The following is a 16307-nucleotide window of genomic DNA, read 5'->3' on the forward strand; positions in this document are numbered from 1 at the left end:
GGAAAAAGCTTTTTTTCAGGTGGTTAAAACCATATATAGTGTTATAAGCGTTTGTTTGGTTAAAGTATGTACTTGAAAAGCCATAAAAAGGAGAAAAGAACTTCTTTTTAAGTTCTGACTTTTTATAAAAAATATGTAAGAATAAAAATATAAATTTTTATTGTGAATGCCGAATATTTAAGCATTTTAGGCTTTTGGTCTGACTTATATTCATCCTAAAATATTTTGAATTACCTTAGGTTTTTGTAGGGAAGGGCATGTTTCTTGTCTGCGAGGATAGAATTGAATGAGAGCTTCTACTGTTACCATTAAAACTGAACAAGATCTGGAAAAGTTAAGAGTTTCTGGGCGCTTGGCTGCACAAGTTTTAGAAATGATAGAGGCCTATATTAAACCGGGCGTATCTACTGAGTATTTAGATAACCTCTGTAATGACTATATTGTAAATAATTTAAAAGTTATTCCTGCTAATGTGGGATATCACGGTTTTACAAAAACGATATGCACTTCAGTCAATGAAGTTGTTTGTCATGGCATACCATCGCCGAATAAAATTTTAAAAGATGGCGATATTATTAATATTGATGTCGCAATTATTAAAGATGGTTATTTTGGTGATACGAGCCGCATGTATTTTGTGGGTAATGTAAATCCACAAGCAAAAAAATTAGTTGATACAACTTATGAGGCCATGGTTGCAGGTATTCACACTGTTAAGCCAGGAGCTACATTAGGTGATATTGGTTATGCTATTCAGTCGGTTGCTCATCGAGAAGGCTATAGTATTGTTCGAGAATATTGTGGACATGGGATTGGTAAGGTCTATCATGAACAACCTAATGTTTTGCATTATGGGCAGCGCGGGCAAGGTTTGGTCTTAAAGAAAGGAATGGTTTTTACCATTGAACCAATGGTGAATGAAGGTAGACCGCAAGTGAAAGAGTTAAATGATGGGTGGACCGTCATTACTCAAGATCATTCATTATCTGCTCAATGGGAACATATGGTTGCAGTAACAGATACTGGTTTTGAACTATTAACCCCATGGCCAGAAGGTGTGGGAAATTATCCTGCAATTTGAAAAATATAAAAAAAGTTCGATAATTTATCGAACTTTTTTATTTTAACGCTCAGAAAGATGTTCAACTAAGTAATCAATGAATACTCGAACAGCAGGTAGTAACCCTCGGCGTGATGGATAAACTGCATGGAATACACCATGTGGTGCTTTCCATTCGGGTAAGATTGGTAGGAGTTGCCCAGATTTTACGAAATCTTGTGCTGCGCTCTCAGGTAATAAAGCGATACCACAGCTTTGACTAGCCAATTGCGCTAACATGTGAATATTTGTGCCCATTACAGTAGGACTGACTTTGACTTTCTTTTGCTGATTATCAGGGCCATGTAAAATGAATTGTTGATCAAGATGTTCCTCAGATAAACTTAAAATGCGGTGTTCGCTAAGTTGTTCAGGATTTTTTATATCTCCAAATTCATTTAAATATGCCTGACTTGCGAATAGACTTTGTTGTATAAGGGCAAACTGTCTAAGAACTAAACTTGGATCGTCATCAAGTTTTGAGCGAATACGTAAAGCAATATCAATTCCTTCATTAATCACATCTACTCGACGGTTACTGACCATCAGTTGCAAACGAATTTCTGGATATTTTTTTAAGAAAGCAGGTAGGATTTTTGGAAGTTGATTTTGAGCAATATCAACAGGCACACTAACCTTGACCACACCCCTAGGTTGAATACTTAAATGATCAACCAAATCATGAGCAGCTTGTGCAGCATTCATCATGACTTGAGCATGTCTGTAAATATCCATCCCAATATCTGTAACAGCAAAATGACGAGAACTACGTTGGATTAAGCGGACCCCCAAGTTTTCCTCTAAGCTGTAAACGCGGCGACTTAATTTTGATTTTGGTATATCCGTTACACGCTCAGCAGCACTAAAGCCACCATGCTCAACAACAAGAGCAAAACAATAAAAATCATCAAGATCAGTGAGCATTAAAATATCCTATTTCTGCAACAACCATGATTTTACATTATTATTTTTGCAACGATAATTCTTATACTAAATTTTTTGTAAGTGAGGTATAAATTCATTACTCATTGCTAGAAATGGCTTTTTGAAATTATATTGTAATTACGTTGTGATTTTAATGTATGTATTTCAAGTAGCTTTAGACATTGTCTATAGAAGTGTTCATCATTTTCTTCTACACTGTATTTTTCTCTACTTTTCAAATCTAATGCCTTATCAACTGATAGAACTTAACGATGCCTCTGCAAATATTGAGTGTCCATTTTGCAAACAAGCGATAATTGACTGGGCACAAGAACAGTATGTTCAGCCATGTGAACATACTTTATTTATTGCGATGGACTTAGGCTTTGAATTTGTTGCAGATCGATTTGAAGAGTGCATGCGCCAGAGCGTGGATGAGCTACACGAAGATCCAAACATGAATATTTTTGAAGCTTTGACTACAACAGCTTATGAAAATTTGATTGTTTTAAAATCTGATTTAGGTGTGGAAGGTTTATTCCGCTATGTTGGAGTAAGCGATCTTTAAAATTAAGAGCATAAAAAAAGCCAATCTATTGATTGGCTTTTTTATTATTTACGCTTCTGGTGCAGCGCTATATTGTTCAACTAATGGTTTTAATTCACCATTTTGGAACATTTCTAGCATAATATCGCTACCGCCAATAAGTTCGCCATTTACCCAAAGTTGCGGGAATGTAGGCCAATTCGCAATTGCTGGTAAGATTGCACGAATATCAGGATTTTCCAGAATATTTACATATGCAAATGGACGACCAATTTGACTGAGCGCCTCTACAGCACGTGCAGAGAAACCACATTGTGGAAACTGTGGAGTGCCTTTCATGTAAAGTAAAACGGGATGCTTCGCAATTTGATCGCGGATTAACGCTTCAGTATCACGTGCTTGTTCAGTCATAAATAGATCCTCAACTAATCTAGCAGCATTATAGGGGGTGTTTATGTTGCTTTGCAAACCACCTTAATGCTTAAAGTTGCATTGAATATTCAATATTTTATTGTATAAACCGAAGTGATAGCGAAAAGCGGACGAAATTTTAGATAAATGATTGATGAGACTTTTCATCAGAGCCAGTTTTTGTTTATATAAACCCTTCTAAAAACCTCATACAGACAGAGTTCGTTATGACTGATATTACCCTAGCTCCAATACAACCTGATCAACCATCACACTTAATGGCTACTTATGGTCGCCAAGCGATCAGTTTTGTACGAGGCCGAGGGGCATATCTATATACTGAGGATGGTACAGAATATCTAGATGCTTTAACGGGTATTGCTGTATGTGGTTTAGGTCATGCACACCCAGTTATTGCAGAAGCAATTGCTGAACAAGCTGCAACCCTTGTGCATACAAGTAATCTATTTGAAATTCCTTGGCAAACTGCTGCTGCTCAGAAGCTTGCAGAGGTTTCTGGTATGGAAGAAATCTTCTTTTCAAATAGTGGTGCTGAGTCAAATGAAGGTGCGATTAAGATTGCTCGTAAATTTGGTACTCAACAAGGCGTACGTTTACCAAAGATTATTGTGGCAGAACAATCTTTTCATGGTCGTACTTTAGCAACACTTTCAGCAACTGGTAATAAGAAAGTACAAGATGGTTTTGCTCCTTTAACCAATGATTTTATTCGTGTGCCATTTGGTGATGTAGAAGCAATTCAAGAAGCTGCATTGCAGCATCCAGATATTGTTGCAATTTTGATTGAACCAATTCAAGGTGAGGGTGGTATCAATACTGCTCCTCAAGGCTTTAGCTATCTTGAAGAAGTTCGTAATATTTGTAATCAGCACAACTGGCTAATGATGTTGGATGAAATTCAAACAGGTAATGGTCGTACAGGTAAATATTTTGCATATCAGCATACCAACATTGTGCCTGATGTTTTGACGACTGCGAAAGGACTTGGAAATGGCTTTCCAGTAGGAGCAGTAATGACACAAGGTAAAGCTGTTGGTTTATTAGGACCTGGTAGTCATGGTTCTACCTATGGCGGTACTGTATTAGGTTCTCGTGTGGTTTATACGGTAATCGATACAATTCAAAAAGAAAATGCTGTAGAAAATGCGGCAGTAGTAGGACGCTATATTGTTGATCAACTTCGCACACAGTTAGCTGACAAGAATGTTCAGGTGCGTGGTTTTGGTATGATGATTGGTATTCAATTACCTAAAGAATGTGCTGAACTCGTTGCCATTGCTCGTGATCAACACAAGCTTATTATCAACGTTACAGCAGGTTCTGTAGTTCGTCTTTTACCACCTATTAATATGACTCAAGCACAGGCTGATGACTTATTAGAACGTTTAGTCGCTTTGATTAATAATTATCTTTAAGTTTCAGTATTAAAAATGGGCATCTATATGCCCATTTTTTATTTCGAATGATTAACCAGAAATATACTGCTTTAACTGTTCAATTAAATTTTTCTGGTCTTCCATTGCTGCTTTTACCAAGTCGCCAATAGAGATAAAACCAACTAATTTTTCATTGTCTAATACAGGTAAGTGACGTAAGTGGCGATCTGTCATAAGCTGTAAGCACTCTTCAACTGTGTTGTTTAGACTTACTGTAAGCACCTTAGATGTCATAATTTCAGCAACTGTAGTGCTGTATGAAGAACGTTCCATCAGTGTCACTTTTCGTGTGTAGTCACGTTCAGATAAAATTCCGACAACTTTTTCACCTTCGGCTACCACTAACGCACCAATTCCTTTATCAGCCATGATCTTAATTGCTTCAAGGACAGTGGCTTCAGGAGAAATTGTAAAAATATCTTGCTCTGATTTGTTTTTGATTACTTGTGCAACGATTGTCATTTCTTCTGTCCTGTGTTTTATCATTTTGTTTTAAATTAGCTTGATTTTATAAAAATGCAAAGACTTGATAGTCATTCAAATACAAGTTTTACACTCAAGCGTTCAAAAAGCATTCTAATAGAGATTAAGAACCTAAAGAAAACTTTAGGCTCCTTGCCAGTGCGGCTGTTTAAAAAAGAAATGTTGCATTTGTTGTGTAGATAATTTCAACTTGCGATGAGAAGAATTAAACAAAGCTGGTGTAACGTTGAGTCGAGTTAAAGTTGGTAATAAAGACTCGTGAAAATCTTTAGGAGTAATTCTTCTAGGTTTGTAATGTGGCCAATGTTCTTTAGCGTAGCGGTGAGCTTGCAATCCATTGAGCCAAAAAGGAAAAATAAAGTCTTCTTGATCTGATTTAATTGCCCAGCCCTGATGAAATAATCCCCAGAGAACTCCGCAATACATCATAGTTCTTAAAATATAAATTTTAATCATCAAGTCTTTTGAAACCGGTTGCAGATTGCTTAAACTATTCATTGTCAATTTAATGGTTCTTAACTTATCTTGCTTATTATAGAAAAATCAGATGACATTTCAGTTTAAACAGGTATCAAATCGTAAACAAATATTCCCAGCTATAAAAATGCCACTTGAGAACGTCAATATGATTAAGGCGTTGACATTAGCGTAAGACAAATCAAGTGTATAGCAAATTATATTTATAGAATATTTTTAAAGACATAAAAAAACGCCACCTAGGTGACGTCTCTTTATGCTTGCATTGTGGCTAACTTTTGCCAGTATTGTGCTTTAAGTGAGTCACGTTCAACACGGAAACCTTGATAATATAATTCTGCTAAGAATAGAGCGGCTTTACCATGCCCAGCGCGAGCAACTTCTTCTAACTGTGCAACCGCATCTTGGAAATTCATTTGAGAGTGAATTGTGTTTACTGCAGTTGCATATACATGTTCTAAATCATGATGAGAGATACGTTGAATCATAGAAAACTCCTTATTGTAATTATGATTACTTTTTTCTAAAGGCTAGTGCCTTTAAATTAATTTAACTTAGAATTATTAAACTAATATTACAAATTGATGGATTTGTCAACTATTTGTCATTTCGTTTAGTTCACTATTAGGATACATGATTAAACATTATTCACAAATAATTTTGATTAAAATCAATATGAGAATAAAAGACAAGGAGAATAAAATATGACAAATACAATCGACGGCTTTGTTTTTGACACGCCTCCTAAAGAGGAACAAATCATAGAACTGGCCCATTATCACCGTAAATTATTAGATGAAGCTATCTTTCATGAGGAAATCCATTTAGGGGATTATTGTCTAGCACAGCGTAAAAGGGTGTTTGATTTTGCTGGTCATTTGGAACCTGCCCAAAAAAACTGGTTTTATCAAGTTTATGATGGGGAACTTCGAAAAATTGCTGATGAAGACGAATTGCATCCAGCAGATGCAGAAGAAGGGTTAAGTATTTTTGCTATGTTTCTAGTCTTGGTGATTATTGCGGCAATTTTATACTTTTCCGTCATTCGTTCACTAATAAGTTAAGCATACTCATACTATCCAGTAAGGTATGATTATTAACCTTACTGGATGTTTGATCTTGTACTTATGAGTATTGAACCCTACACTACACTAATTCGAGGTAGGTCATGCTCATATTCAAACAAAATTTTCTTAAATTAAAGTCTGAGTTAAAAGTTGATCAATGTTTTAACCTGTTTGTGGTTATTGTCATTGGCTGTATTTTTGTGCTGTCATATTTAGCATTACTTCGGCCTATTAGTCCGGATCAATATCAACGAATTATACAACTTTCTCATCAGGCTACTTATCCAAGAACTCAAGACATGGCTGAGTTGCTTATAGCTCAGTCAGAAATTCATCGGGCAGATTATTTAAAGTTAATGCATGCTTACCAATTTGAGGGTGCTCATATTAAGCAATATCCAGCACTCGCTCAGGAAGATACTCAGTAAATGGGTTAATCAGGCTAAATCTTGGTTTCCAAAGCTTTTTGAGCACTATTGTGGCAGGCAAAATTTTGAATTTATGCTAAACTTTATCTTTTTAAACGCGCTGCTTTTCAAGGAATCCGCATGGAGCAACAATCGAATATGCAAAATAAATTCTTGATAGATGCTGAGATCGGTGATGACGATGTCACATTACCTAATTTACCTGCTATCGATGTTCCCATCGTTGAATCTCCTGTTAAATCGCAAGAAAATATTGAAGCAGCCAAAGTTGAATTAACTTCTACAGAAACTGCGGTTGAACAACCAAAAACTGGTTTTTTTGGCCGGATGAAAGAGGGTTTAACCAAAACTCGTCGTAATTTCGCTGATGGTATGGTCAATATCTTGATTGGCGGAAAAGAAATTGACGATGAGTTACTCGAAGAAGTCGAAGAGCAATTATTAGTTGCAGATATCGGTGTTGAAGCTACTAAAACGATTATTACCAATTTAACAGAGCGTACAGCTCGTGGTGATTTGATCTATTCCCACTCTCTATATAAAGCGTTGCAAGAAGAGTTGGTTGCTTTGTTGGCCCCACGTGTTAAACCTTTGCATATTGATCCTAACAAATCACCTTATGTGATTTTAATGGTTGGGGTAAATGGTGTTGGTAAAACTACAACGATTGGTAAATTAGCGAAACGTTTGCAAGGCGAAGGTAAAAAAGTGATGTTGGCTGCTGGGGATACGTTCCGTGCTGCAGCGACAGAACAATTACAGATCTGGGGTGAACGTAATGATATCTCTGTGGTAGCTCAAGGTCACGGAGCTGATAGTGCTTCTGTGATTTTTGATGCTTTTGAAAGTGCTCGTGCTAAAGGAATTGACGTATTAATCGCAGATACGGCAGGTCGTTTACATAATAAGAGTAACTTGATGGAAGAACTCAAAAAAGTTAAACGTGTGATGCAAAAAATTGATGCGACTGCACCTCATGAAATTATGTTGGTAGTAGATGCGGGTACAGGGCAAAATGCGATTAACCAAGTGCAAGAGTTTGACCAAGCTGTAGGTTTAACTGGGATTACCATTACCAAACTGGATGGGACTGCGAAAGGCGGTGTGCTCTTTAATATTGCAAGTCGTACTCATGTGCCAATTCGTTTTATTGGTGTTGGTGAAAAAATTGATGATTTAAGACCATTCTCGGCCAAGTCATTTGTTGCTGCACTGTTTGAAACTGATAAGTAAAACGGTTGTTAGCATTCAAAAGCTTCACTAAAACGTGAAGCTTTTTTTATATGTATATCTTTTTTTATTGTTGCGAAAATAAAACGAACTGTCATATTTTTAATGCTGATTATGAAAAATGACTTTAATACACTGTATTCATTCCCAAACAACGGCCCTTGGTCAATCAATAGGTAGGAAATAACAAAATGTCTACTTTCTTAGATAAAATTAAAAATCGTCGTACTATTTATGCAATTGGTAAAAATGTTGCATTAGATCGCACAAAAATCGAAGAAACTATTCGTGAAGCGGTTAAACATAGTCCTTCAGCTTTTAACTCGCAGTCTTCACGTGTGGTGACACTATACGGTGAATCACATGCTAAATTCTGGAATTTGGTTCGTGAAGCATTACGTAAAATTGTTCCTGCTGAAGCTTTTGCTGGTACAAACACAAAAATTGATAGCTTTGTAGCTGGCGTTGGTACGGTTTTATTTTATGAAGACCAAGCTGTTGTTAAAAGCTTACAAGAGCAATTCGAATTATATGCAGATAATTTCCCAGTATGGTCTGAACATTCAAGTGCAATTGCTCAATTTGCAACTTGGACTGCGCTTTCAGAACTTGGTTTAGGGGCATCTTTACAGCACTATAACCCGATTGTTGATGCTGAAGCCGCTGAAGCTTTTGATGTTCCTGCAACTTGGAAACTACGTGCTCAATTAGTATTTGGTTCAGTTGAAGCACCAGCAGGCGAAAAAGCATTTATTAATGATGCTGATCGTTTCAAAACTTTCAACTAATTGAAAGTTAAAAAGAGTACCTATTTAGGTACTCTTTTTTTATGTGTTTTTTGAATTAATAAAAAGGTTAAATCAACACAAATTGATAAAATTCAAATGTATATTTAATATTAATAACTCGAAAAATTAGCGGGTCACTGCACTGTCATAAAATAGTCACAATCATATTGCATATTGCTCATGATTTAATAGCTTATCAAATATAGAGAAAGAGACAGATGACTTTAAGATTAGGTGTTGCTGCAATTGGTTTATTACTCAGTAGTTCGGTATTTTCAGCAGTTACAATTACAGCGCCAGAGGAAATTGTAATCCTTGCTGTGAATGGTCAAGAAGTCAATTCTGGGTTATTTCGTTCATCTAAAAATAATTATAAAGTTGATGCGGGTGAAACTAGCTTAAGCGTGCGCTATCAAGAATATTTTGAGCATTTAAATGGTGAACATGACATTGTTAAATCTGGCGTAGTTACAATTCAAACGCCTGCATTGCAAGATGGGAAAACTTATAAGCTTTCGATGGTAGATGTACCTAAAGATTATGAAAATGCGAAAAAATATGCTGAACAACCAACAGTTGCTTTGTACAGTGCAAATAATGAATTAATTGTGAAACAAACGGGCGCAAACAATGAAGCAAAACCATGGTTTGCAACTGGCTTGTTGGGTAAAGTAACTGACTTTACAACTAGATCATCTAAACCACAGCCTGAAGCAGTATATGCATCGGCTAAACCTACTTCCGCTCAAGTTATTGTGCCAACTGCAACGTCTATGGCAGTAACAGGTAGAGCGCAAACGAATGATCAACGTTTAGTTGAAACTTGGCAGAAGGCTTCTAAAGCTGAGCGTCAAAAATTCATGGCATGGTTAGCTGAACAATCAAATTAATTAATTGCTATTTGAAATAAAGCCGATTTAATATCGGCTTTATTTTTAGAATTTTTATAAATAGCCTAAGTATACTTTATGAATAATTTAAAATTTCGTTTATCTTCATTTGCGGATATTCCACAGCTTGTAGATTTAATTAATAAGTCTTATCGAGAACAGCAGGGTCGAAGTTGGACAACAGAGCTCGGGTGGGTAAAAGGACTACGTATCACAGAGCATCAATTAGAAGAACAACTACAACTTGGGAATTCAACATTATTGGTAGCGGAAACTGAATTTTCTAAAATTGTTGCGTGTGTTGGGCTCACATTTGAAAATAGTCAGGTTGAGATTGGAACATTCTGTACGGATCCTCAAGTTCAAAATATGCGAGTGGGTCAGTCTGTTTTAGAATATGCAGAGCAATACGCATTGAAAGAAGATCCACATCTGACAAACGCCGTAATGCATGTACTCGATGTCCGTTCTGAATTGATAGCTTATTATGAAAGACGTGGATATGTGAAAACGGGTAATGAACAGCCATATCCAGTTGAGGCAAAGGTAGGCGTGCCAAGGGTGCCTATTAAGTTAGTTGAAATGAAAAAAGACCTCATTTGAGGTCTTTTTGATTTAGGTTAGAAACCAGATGTAATAGCCTAAAAGCATGAGAGGCCAAGCCACCCATGGGCTAAATAGCCATTTCCATAGCCAGAAGTTGGGTACGAAACCCACTCCATAAATAAAACCACCAGAAATACCAATCATCACCAGCATGAGCTGACTATGATTGTAGTGTCCGTTAGCATCTAGCATGAGTGAAGGATAAACCAACAAAATTGCAGCAAGAGGCAATGCCAACAGAAAAGAAAGGGCCATTGCAAATGCTTGAGCTTTTCGATGATTTGATGCTGTCATTGCTTTTGCCATCATTTATTCCTCATCTAAATTTTGATGATGTTCGATATAAAGTGCACTGAGTACACCCGCAAAACATGCCATCAAAATGCCTAGGATCCATGCGAAATACCACATTGTGTTCTCCTTAATACAAGCTATGCGAGTTTGACTCGATGTGTTTGTTGGTAATGACTCCCCACATTTTGTAATAAGACCAACTGGTATAGATCAAAATAAGAGGAACAAAAATACAAGCTGCGACAGTCATAACGCCTAACGTAAGGTGACTTGATACAGCATCCCACATCGTCAAGCTCGAGTTCGGATTGATACTAGATGGAAGCAGGAACGGAAATAAGGCAAAGCCAGCAGTTAAAATTGCTCCAACAATCATTAAACTTGTGCCAGTAAAACTTAAGCCCGCTTTTGCTTTTGAAGATGCAAAAATTGCAATGATAGCGCCTAATATTGCAAGAACTGGAGCAACTTTAGTCACTGGATAGGTGCTGTAATTATTCATCCAACCAGGATTGCTATTAGTCACCACTTCTTTAGCTAAAGGGTTGAGTGCAGCATTTGGATCTATGGCAACAGCATAGCTATAACCTGGCACTTGCCCGAAATAGAGCCATGCTCCAATCACAAGGAAACAAATTAAAAATATAATTGCCATAATTTGAGTAGCTTTGGCAGAGCGTTGTTTTAAAGCTTCATCTGTGCGCAACATGAGCCATGCACCACCATGTGCACAAAGCATAGATAAACTCACAACACCACAAACTAGGGCAAATGGGTTAAGAAGAGCAAAAAAACTACCAGTATATTCGGAGCGTAAAGTGTCGTCTAACCCGAATGGTAGTCCTAGAAATAAGTTGCCGAATGCTACACCAAATACAAGGGCTGGAACGGCGCCACCAATGCACAGGCCCCAATCCCAAGAATTACGCCACTTGATATTATCTAGTTTAGAACGATAATCGAAGCCAACCGGTCTTAAGAAGAGGGCGAATAAAACTAATAACAGTGCCCAGTACATTCCAGAGAAGGCAACTGAATAGACCATTGGCCAAGCAGCAAATAGGGCACCGCCCGCCGTAATAAACCAGACCTGATTACCATCCCAGTGTGGCGCAATCGTGTTGATTGCAGCACGGCGTTCGCTATCAGTTTTTCCAACGAAAGGCATTAGAGCCATAGAACCCATATCGAAGCCATCAGTCAGAGCAAAGCCGATCAGTAGTACGCCAACTAACACCCACCAAATGATTTTTAATAATTCATATTCAATCATGATAAGGCCTCCCCATTAACAGCTGTTTTCGGTTCTTGCTTTTCAAAATGATATTTGCCAGTGTGCAGAGAACTTGGCCCTAAACGAGCAAATTTGATCATTAAATACATTTCGATAATTAAAAGCGCTGTATAGAACGCTGCTAAGGCAAGAATCGAACCCCATACATCACCTGTACTTAAACTAGAAGTAGATAGGTGGGTTGGTAAGATTTCACCAATTGACCATGGTTGACGGCCACCTTCAGCTACATACCAACCAGTTTGTGCAGCAATCCAAGGAAGTGGCAGTGCAAACAATGCGTATTTAAGTAACCAAGGTTTGTTTTCAGCATTTCTTTTTGCTACAGCCCAAGTCGCTAAAATGAAAAGAAATAGCATTAAGAAGCCAGAGGCAACCATTGCGCGGAAAGAGAAAAATAGCGCTGTAACATTTGGAACAGTATCTTTTACAGCAGCTTTAATATTTTGCTCGCTTGCATCAACTACATTTGGTGCATATTTCTTAAGAAGTAGGCCATAACCTAGATCTTTTTGATTTTTTTCAAAAGAAGCCAATAACTCTGGTGAGCGATCGCCTGCACGTAATTTTTCAAGTTCAGCATAGGCAAGCATACCGTTACGAATACGGACTTCATGCTGCTGCATGAGGTCTTTAAGACCAGTAACTTCTTTGGTTGTTGAGCGAGTTGCAATTAAACCTAATGCATATGGAATTTTAACTGCATAATCTGTCCGCATTTCTTCATGATTTGGTACGCCAAACAAGGTAAACGGAGCAGGAGCAGGGTGAGTATCCCATTCGGCTTCAATCGCAGCGAGTTTAGTTTTTTGAACATCACCTAGCTCATAGCCAGATTCATCGCCTAACAAAATCACTGAAAGTGTAGATGCAAGACCGAAAATTGCAGCAATTGCAAATGAACGACGTGCAAAAGGTAGATCACGTTTTTTAAGCAAGTAGTAGCTTGAGATAGCAAGTACAAAAATTGCACCAGTTACATAACCCGCAGATACAGTGTGGACGAATTTAACCTGAGCTACCGGGTTAAAGATAAGCGCGCCGAAATCAACTAGTTCCATACGCATCGTTTCAAAGTTAAATGCAGCACCTACTGGGTTTTGCATCCAACCATTTGCTACTAAAATCCAGAGCGCTGACATGTTGGAACCTAGAGCGACTAACCATGTTACGCCTAGATGCTGAACCTTCGTTAACCGGTCCCATCCAAAGAAAAATAGACCTATAAATGTCGATTCAAGGAAGAATGCCATAAGGCCTTCAATTGCTAATGGTGCACCGAAAATATCACCTACATAGTGTGAGTAATAAGCCCAGTTTGTTCCAAACTGGAACTCCATTGTTAAGCCAGTTGTAACCCCTAAAGCAAAGTTAATACCAAATAATTTTCCCCAAAATTTAGTCATATCTTTGTAAATTTCTTTACCAGAAATGACATAAGTGGTTTCCATGATGGCAAGGATAAATGCCAAACCTAAAGTTAAAGGGACGAAAAGAAAGTGATACATTGCGGTCATTGCAAATTGAAACCGCGAAAGATCAACCACGCTTTCAGAAATCATCAACGTGTCTCCTTAATGTTGGAAATGTTATCGCCAGCAATATGCTCAGCGACCTGATTGTCGAAATTTTTGGGGATGGTGGGAGCATCAAACCAAATATATTTAATCGTTAAAAGAAGCACTATTTTTATTATTAGAATAATAGTGATTTCTTTAATTAAACGACTATTAAGATTTTTGAAATAAAGGCTCATATATTAAACCTCATTTGATAATAATTTTATTATTAATCAAAACATAATAAAAATAAACATTAAATATATTTAAGATGGATATTTAAATAATTAGTTTATATAAAACAATGACTTGTTGTTTTAAAATAAATATCATACTAAAATGGTTTGAATTAATTATTAATTCCTACTAAAACACTTGTAAATAAAAATATAAAGTTTATTAAAATAGTTTGTTTTAATTTAATACCAACTAAAATGGTTGTATATAATATTTAATTAAATTTATTTCCAACTAAAGTGCTCGGGATAATAAATATTAATTAAGAAAGAAAATAACAAAATGCAGGCGTAATGACGCCTGCAAAAAGTGATAAGAAACTACACGAATAATTAAGAGTTAATCGGGTGCAAAAAGATCGTTAGATACAGAAATTTTCTTAGCTACATAATGACTTTTATGAACTCTGACAAGAATAACTTGAGAGTATAATTCGAGTTCGCCGTACTCTGGTTCTACTTGAACGTAATGTAGCTGACCAAATTCATCACGCACGCGGGCTTGGGCAGAAAATCCAGGTCTGGCATTACCACTAGAAATGGTTGCTAATCGGCCTAAAAGGTTATAGTTAGTATGAGTGAGCTTTGGTTTAATCACTTGGTCAAGGCAGTGAATCATGAACACAGTAAAAAAGATTGCGATCACAAGTGCAGGGACGATTAAATAAAATGGGGAAATAAAATAATGTTGTATTGCGAAGAAAGAGAGTTGTAAAAAGTAGCCTGCATAACTGAAATTGATGAGTAAAAAAACGAAAATTAGAGCTTTAGAAAATTTAACATTAAGTAGCGGCGAATTAGAAAGCCAATCGGGTGCAATTTTTTTGAGTAATTGACTTGGACGGAGTCCAATATACATACCAATGGTTTCTACCACGCTGAGCAATATCAAAGCCACTACACTTAAGTGAAATGGCATAAGATAATAATTGAAAAAGAAATCAGCCATGGCAGAAACTCTAATGTTTATAGCTTCAGTCTACGATATAGATACCGCCATCTGAATGTACTTTAAGCTCAACTTTATTTAAGAAATCGCCTAAACATGGTCCAGAAATACATTCACCTGTTTCCACGGTAAATAAAGCACCATGAGTAGAGCATTGGATGTACTCTTGATCTTGGTCAAGAAATTGATTTTCTAAATACTCAAGCTCAGTTTGCAAATGAGGGCATAAATTCTGATAGGCATAGAATGCGCCGTCACGTTGCGTAACGAAAATAGTCGTTCCTTGTAAAGTGTCAAAAGCTCTAGCTTCACGCTCAGGAACTTCTTCCGTCATACAGATCCTTTCCATTTCAAGCACATTCCTTCTGAAAATTTTCAAGAAGTTTAGCATAATCATTAATTGCTAAACGTGGACCAAATTGAGAAACAACTTCACTCGAAATTAAGACAGCTAACTGTGCAGCAGCATTTAAATCTTGATGATGGTTGAGGGCATAAAGGAATGCGCCTGCAAATGCATCACCTGCACCATTTGTATCAACGGCTTCTACATGACGGCCTGCCACATGGAAATGTTGGGTAGGGTTAGAAACTAAAGCACCTTTAGCACTTTGTGTAATGACTACTGTATGATTTTTAAAACGTAATTGAGCAAGAGCATCTTCTACAGATGTTGTATTTGTATACATTAAGGCTTCTTGTTCATTACAAAATAGTAAATCTACGCCATCATCCATAAGTTCTTCCAAGCCTTCGCGAGCGTATTGCACCATAGCTGGGTCTGAAAGAGATAGGGCAATTTTAACACCATTTGCTTTTGCAATTTCTCTCGCTTGTTTTACAGCTTTACGCGCTGTTTCACTTGTAGAAAGATAACCTTCAATATAAAGCCATTTTGCTGTTTTTAATGGTTCAAAATCAATTTGATCTTGAGAGAGTTCAGCAGTGATACCTAAATAGGTGTGCATCGTACGTTCAGAGTCAGGGCTAATGAGTACCATACAAGTACCTGTCACACCTTCACTGATAGATTTTGGAGTAGTCTTAATGCCTGCTTCATTTAGACCTTGCAGATAGATTGAACCTAAATCATCGTTACCAACACGGCAACCATAGAAAGCAGTTCCACCTAATGCACTAAAAGCCACGGTCGTATTTGCTGCTGAACCACCACTCGCTTGACCTTTGTAGTCTTGGTGCTGTTTTAACTCTGCATAAAGAGCAGATTGAGTGTCACCATCGGACAACTGCATTGTGCCTTTTTGCAAGCCTTGTTGATTCAGAAAATCATCAGACACTTTAAATTCTTGGTCGATTAATGCATTACCAATTGCAAAAAGATCTACAGTTGCCATATGTGTTGTCACAAATAAAAAAATCAGGTTGCTAAGTTTACACCATTGCTTGGATTTGCTGTAGTTTGTTGAATAAAATTCAGTTAATTCAGAGATTAATGGAAAATTATTGTTTAACTAAGCTATTGAAATGCTACTTTTAATAAATTTTATCAATTAATAATGATTCTTGCTAATATTTACAAATACAGTGTACTTCATTGAAACTTCGCA

At 37.0% G+C, this 16307-nt stretch carries 22 protein-coding genes; 9 read left to right on the top strand and 13 right to left on the bottom strand.

What is annotated here, in order from left to right:
* Positions 1-286: 286 nt before the first annotated feature.
* On the top strand, positions 287-1081 hold the full coding sequence (gene map, locus K6I41_RS07665; RefSeq protein WP_250375545.1) for a type I methionyl aminopeptidase: 795 nt from the start codon (positions 287-289) through the stop codon (positions 1079-1081).
* Between the two features lie 42 nt (positions 1082-1123).
* Here map and K6I41_RS07670 read toward each other — a convergent pair whose 3' ends face one another.
* Positions 1124-2023, bottom strand: a complete 900-nt coding sequence (locus tag K6I41_RS07670; protein ID WP_151822777.1) for a LysR family transcriptional regulator — start codon at positions 2021-2023, stop codon at positions 1124-1126.
* A gap of 244 nt (positions 2024-2267) precedes the next feature.
* On the opposite strand from K6I41_RS07670, the gene K6I41_RS07675 reads away from it, so the two are divergent.
* A complete protein-coding gene (locus K6I41_RS07675; protein ID WP_250375546.1) occupies positions 2268-2591 on the top strand; it encodes a hypothetical protein in 324 nt (107 codons plus the stop codon).
* Between the two features lie 48 nt (positions 2592-2639).
* Here the strand turns inward: K6I41_RS07675 and grxD are convergent, their stop codons facing one another.
* The gene (gene grxD / locus K6I41_RS07680; RefSeq protein WP_004643080.1) at positions 2640-2981 is read right to left on the bottom strand and encodes a Grx4 family monothiol glutaredoxin; all 342 of its coding nucleotides are present in this window, start codon (positions 2979-2981) and stop codon (positions 2640-2642) included.
* Between the two features lie 227 nt (positions 2982-3208).
* On the opposite strand from grxD, the gene K6I41_RS07685 reads away from it, so the two are divergent.
* Complete coding sequence (locus K6I41_RS07685) at positions 3209-4417, top strand: aspartate aminotransferase family protein (RefSeq protein ID WP_049836863.1); 1209 nt, start codon at positions 3209-3211, stop codon at positions 4415-4417.
* A 51-nt stretch (positions 4418-4468) separates the two neighbouring features.
* On the opposite strand, the gene K6I41_RS07690 is transcribed toward K6I41_RS07685, so the two are convergent.
* The 3 genes from K6I41_RS07690 to K6I41_RS07700 all read right to left on the bottom strand — a co-directional run bounded on the left by K6I41_RS07690 (position 4469) and on the right by K6I41_RS07700 (position 5886).
* Positions 4469-4900, bottom strand: a complete 432-nt coding sequence (locus K6I41_RS07690) for a CBS domain-containing protein (RefSeq protein WP_004791938.1) — start codon at positions 4898-4900, stop codon at positions 4469-4471.
* Positions 4901-5044: 144 nt separating this feature from the next.
* The gene (locus tag K6I41_RS07695) at positions 5045-5419 is read right to left on the bottom strand and encodes a DUF2750 domain-containing protein (RefSeq protein ID WP_005306184.1); all 375 of its coding nucleotides are present in this window, start codon (positions 5417-5419) and stop codon (positions 5045-5047) included.
* A gap of 233 nt (positions 5420-5652) precedes the next feature.
* Positions 5653-5886, bottom strand: coding sequence for an SEL1-like repeat protein (locus K6I41_RS07700; RefSeq protein WP_002121063.1), 234 nt, complete (start codon positions 5884-5886; stop codon positions 5653-5655).
* 216 nt (positions 5887-6102) lie between these two features.
* On the opposite strand from K6I41_RS07700, the gene K6I41_RS07705 reads away from it, so the two are divergent.
* The 6 genes from K6I41_RS07705 to K6I41_RS07730 all read left to right on the top strand — a co-directional run bounded on the left by K6I41_RS07705 (position 6103) and on the right by K6I41_RS07730 (position 10404).
* Positions 6103-6462 (top strand): hypothetical protein, encoded by a 360-nt coding sequence (locus K6I41_RS07705; protein WP_004791942.1) that lies wholly within the window; start codon positions 6103-6105, stop codon positions 6460-6462.
* Positions 6463-6566: 104 nt separating this feature from the next.
* Complete coding sequence (locus tag K6I41_RS07710; RefSeq protein ID WP_005306180.1) at positions 6567-6893, top strand: hypothetical protein; 327 nt, start codon at positions 6567-6569, stop codon at positions 6891-6893.
* 120 nt (positions 6894-7013) lie between these two features.
* On the top strand, positions 7014-8126 hold the full coding sequence (gene ftsY, locus K6I41_RS07715) for a signal recognition particle-docking protein FtsY (protein WP_005306178.1): 1113 nt from the start codon (positions 7014-7016) through the stop codon (positions 8124-8126).
* Between the two features lie 188 nt (positions 8127-8314).
* Complete coding sequence (locus K6I41_RS07720; protein ID WP_009392698.1) at positions 8315-8911, top strand: nitroreductase family protein; 597 nt, start codon at positions 8315-8317, stop codon at positions 8909-8911.
* Between the two features lie 218 nt (positions 8912-9129).
* On the top strand, positions 9130-9801 hold the full coding sequence (locus K6I41_RS07725; protein WP_250375547.1) for a YccT family protein: 672 nt from the start codon (positions 9130-9132) through the stop codon (positions 9799-9801).
* A gap of 78 nt (positions 9802-9879) precedes the next feature.
* On the top strand, positions 9880-10404 hold the full coding sequence (locus K6I41_RS07730; RefSeq protein ID WP_250375548.1) for a GNAT family N-acetyltransferase: 525 nt from the start codon (positions 9880-9882) through the stop codon (positions 10402-10404).
* A 12-nt stretch (positions 10405-10416) separates the two neighbouring features.
* On the opposite strand, the gene K6I41_RS07735 is transcribed toward K6I41_RS07730, so the two are convergent.
* The 8 genes from K6I41_RS07735 to K6I41_RS07770 form a co-directional block, all read right to left on the bottom strand.
* Positions 10417-10716, bottom strand: coding sequence for a cyd operon YbgE family protein (locus K6I41_RS07735; protein ID WP_004791954.1), 300 nt, complete (start codon positions 10714-10716; stop codon positions 10417-10419).
* On the bottom strand, positions 10717-10818 hold the full coding sequence (cydX, locus tag K6I41_RS07740; RefSeq protein ID WP_000270276.1) for a cytochrome bd-I oxidase subunit CydX: 102 nt from the start codon (positions 10816-10818) through the stop codon (positions 10717-10719).
* A 10-nt stretch (positions 10819-10828) separates the two neighbouring features.
* A complete protein-coding gene (gene cydB, locus K6I41_RS07745) occupies positions 10829-11974 on the bottom strand; it encodes a cytochrome d ubiquinol oxidase subunit II (RefSeq protein ID WP_250375549.1) in 1146 nt (381 codons plus the stop codon).
* Positions 11971-13557: a cytochrome ubiquinol oxidase subunit I gene (locus K6I41_RS07750; protein ID WP_250375550.1), complete on the bottom strand. Its 1587-nt coding sequence runs from the start codon at positions 13555-13557 to the stop codon at positions 11971-11973. Before K6I41_RS07750 ends, cydB begins: the two co-directional genes overlap by 4 nt.
* A complete protein-coding gene (gene cydP / locus K6I41_RS07755; protein ID WP_250375551.1) occupies positions 13557-13751 on the bottom strand; it encodes a cytochrome oxidase putative small subunit CydP in 195 nt (64 codons plus the stop codon). Before cydP ends, K6I41_RS07750 begins: the two co-directional genes overlap by 1 nt.
* Before the next feature lie 379 nt (positions 13752-14130).
* Positions 14131-14739, bottom strand: coding sequence for an OB-fold-containig protein (locus tag K6I41_RS07760; RefSeq protein WP_005306154.1), 609 nt, complete (start codon positions 14737-14739; stop codon positions 14131-14133).
* A gap of 25 nt (positions 14740-14764) precedes the next feature.
* The gene (locus K6I41_RS07765; protein ID WP_003652095.1) at positions 14765-15073 is read right to left on the bottom strand and encodes a Rieske (2Fe-2S) protein; all 309 of its coding nucleotides are present in this window, start codon (positions 15071-15073) and stop codon (positions 14765-14767) included.
* Positions 15074-15089: 16 nt separating this feature from the next.
* Positions 15090-16094, bottom strand: coding sequence for an adenosine kinase (locus tag K6I41_RS07770; protein WP_199943245.1), 1005 nt, complete (start codon positions 16092-16094; stop codon positions 15090-15092).
* Between the last annotated feature and the right edge of the window lie 213 nt (positions 16095-16307).

Source organism: Acinetobacter sp. AS23, from assembly GCF_023612055.1.
GTDB classification, from domain to species: domain Bacteria; phylum Pseudomonadota; class Gammaproteobacteria; order Pseudomonadales; family Moraxellaceae; genus Acinetobacter; species Acinetobacter oleivorans.

What these genes read in the sequence shown, in the direction of transcription:
- ftsY (WP_005306178.1), top strand. Translation starts at nt 7,014, where the DNA reads ATGGAGCAACAATCGAATATGCAAAATAAATTCTTGATAGATGCTGAG.
- K6I41_RS07690 (WP_004791938.1), bottom strand. Translation starts at nt 4,900, where the DNA reads ATGACAATCGTTGCACAAGTAATCAAAAACAAATCAGAGCAAGATATT.
- K6I41_RS07705 (WP_004791942.1), top strand. Translation starts at nt 6,103, where the DNA reads ATGACAAATACAATCGACGGCTTTGTTTTTGACACGCCTCCTAAAGAG.
- K6I41_RS07750 (WP_250375550.1), bottom strand. Translation starts at nt 13,557, where the DNA reads ATGATTTCTGAAAGCGTGGTTGATCTTTCGCGGTTTCAATTTGCAATG.
- K6I41_RS07760 (WP_005306154.1), bottom strand. Translation starts at nt 14,739, where the DNA reads ATGGCTGATTTCTTTTTCAATTATTATCTTATGCCATTTCACTTAAGT.
- cydX (WP_000270276.1), bottom strand. Translation starts at nt 10,818, where the DNA reads ATGTGGTATTTCGCATGGATCCTAGGCATTTTGATGGCATGTTTTGCG.
- K6I41_RS07700 (WP_002121063.1), bottom strand. Translation starts at nt 5,886, where the DNA reads ATGATTCAACGTATCTCTCATCATGATTTAGAACATGTATATGCAACT.
- cydB (WP_250375549.1), bottom strand. Translation starts at nt 11,974, where the DNA reads ATGATTGAATATGAATTATTAAAAATCATTTGGTGGGTGTTAGTTGGC.
- K6I41_RS07720 (WP_009392698.1), top strand. Translation starts at nt 8,315, where the DNA reads ATGTCTACTTTCTTAGATAAAATTAAAAATCGTCGTACTATTTATGCA.
- K6I41_RS07675 (WP_250375546.1), top strand. Translation starts at nt 2,268, where the DNA reads ATGCCTTATCAACTGATAGAACTTAACGATGCCTCTGCAAATATTGAG.
- K6I41_RS07730 (WP_250375548.1), top strand. Translation starts at nt 9,880, where the DNA reads ATGAATAATTTAAAATTTCGTTTATCTTCATTTGCGGATATTCCACAG.
- K6I41_RS07770 (WP_199943245.1), bottom strand. Translation starts at nt 16,094, where the DNA reads ATGGCAACTGTAGATCTTTTTGCAATTGGTAATGCATTAATCGACCAA.
- K6I41_RS07670 (WP_151822777.1), bottom strand. Translation starts at nt 2,023, where the DNA reads ATGCTCACTGATCTTGATGATTTTTATTGTTTTGCTCTTGTTGTTGAG.
- K6I41_RS07685 (WP_049836863.1), top strand. Translation starts at nt 3,209, where the DNA reads ATGACTGATATTACCCTAGCTCCAATACAACCTGATCAACCATCACAC.
- map (WP_250375545.1), top strand. Translation starts at nt 287, where the DNA reads ATGAGAGCTTCTACTGTTACCATTAAAACTGAACAAGATCTGGAAAAG.
- K6I41_RS07710 (WP_005306180.1), top strand. Translation starts at nt 6,567, where the DNA reads ATGCTCATATTCAAACAAAATTTTCTTAAATTAAAGTCTGAGTTAAAA.
- K6I41_RS07695 (WP_005306184.1), bottom strand. Translation starts at nt 5,419, where the DNA reads ATGAATAGTTTAAGCAATCTGCAACCGGTTTCAAAAGACTTGATGATT.
- cydP (WP_250375551.1), bottom strand. Translation starts at nt 13,751, where the DNA reads ATGAGCCTTTATTTCAAAAATCTTAATAGTCGTTTAATTAAAGAAATC.
- K6I41_RS07765 (WP_003652095.1), bottom strand. Translation starts at nt 15,073, where the DNA reads ATGACGGAAGAAGTTCCTGAGCGTGAAGCTAGAGCTTTTGACACTTTA.
- K6I41_RS07735 (WP_004791954.1), bottom strand. Translation starts at nt 10,716, where the DNA reads ATGATGGCAAAAGCAATGACAGCATCAAATCATCGAAAAGCTCAAGCA.
- K6I41_RS07725 (WP_250375547.1), top strand. Translation starts at nt 9,130, where the DNA reads ATGACTTTAAGATTAGGTGTTGCTGCAATTGGTTTATTACTCAGTAGT.
- grxD (WP_004643080.1), bottom strand. Translation starts at nt 2,981, where the DNA reads ATGACTGAACAAGCACGTGATACTGAAGCGTTAATCCGCGATCAAATT.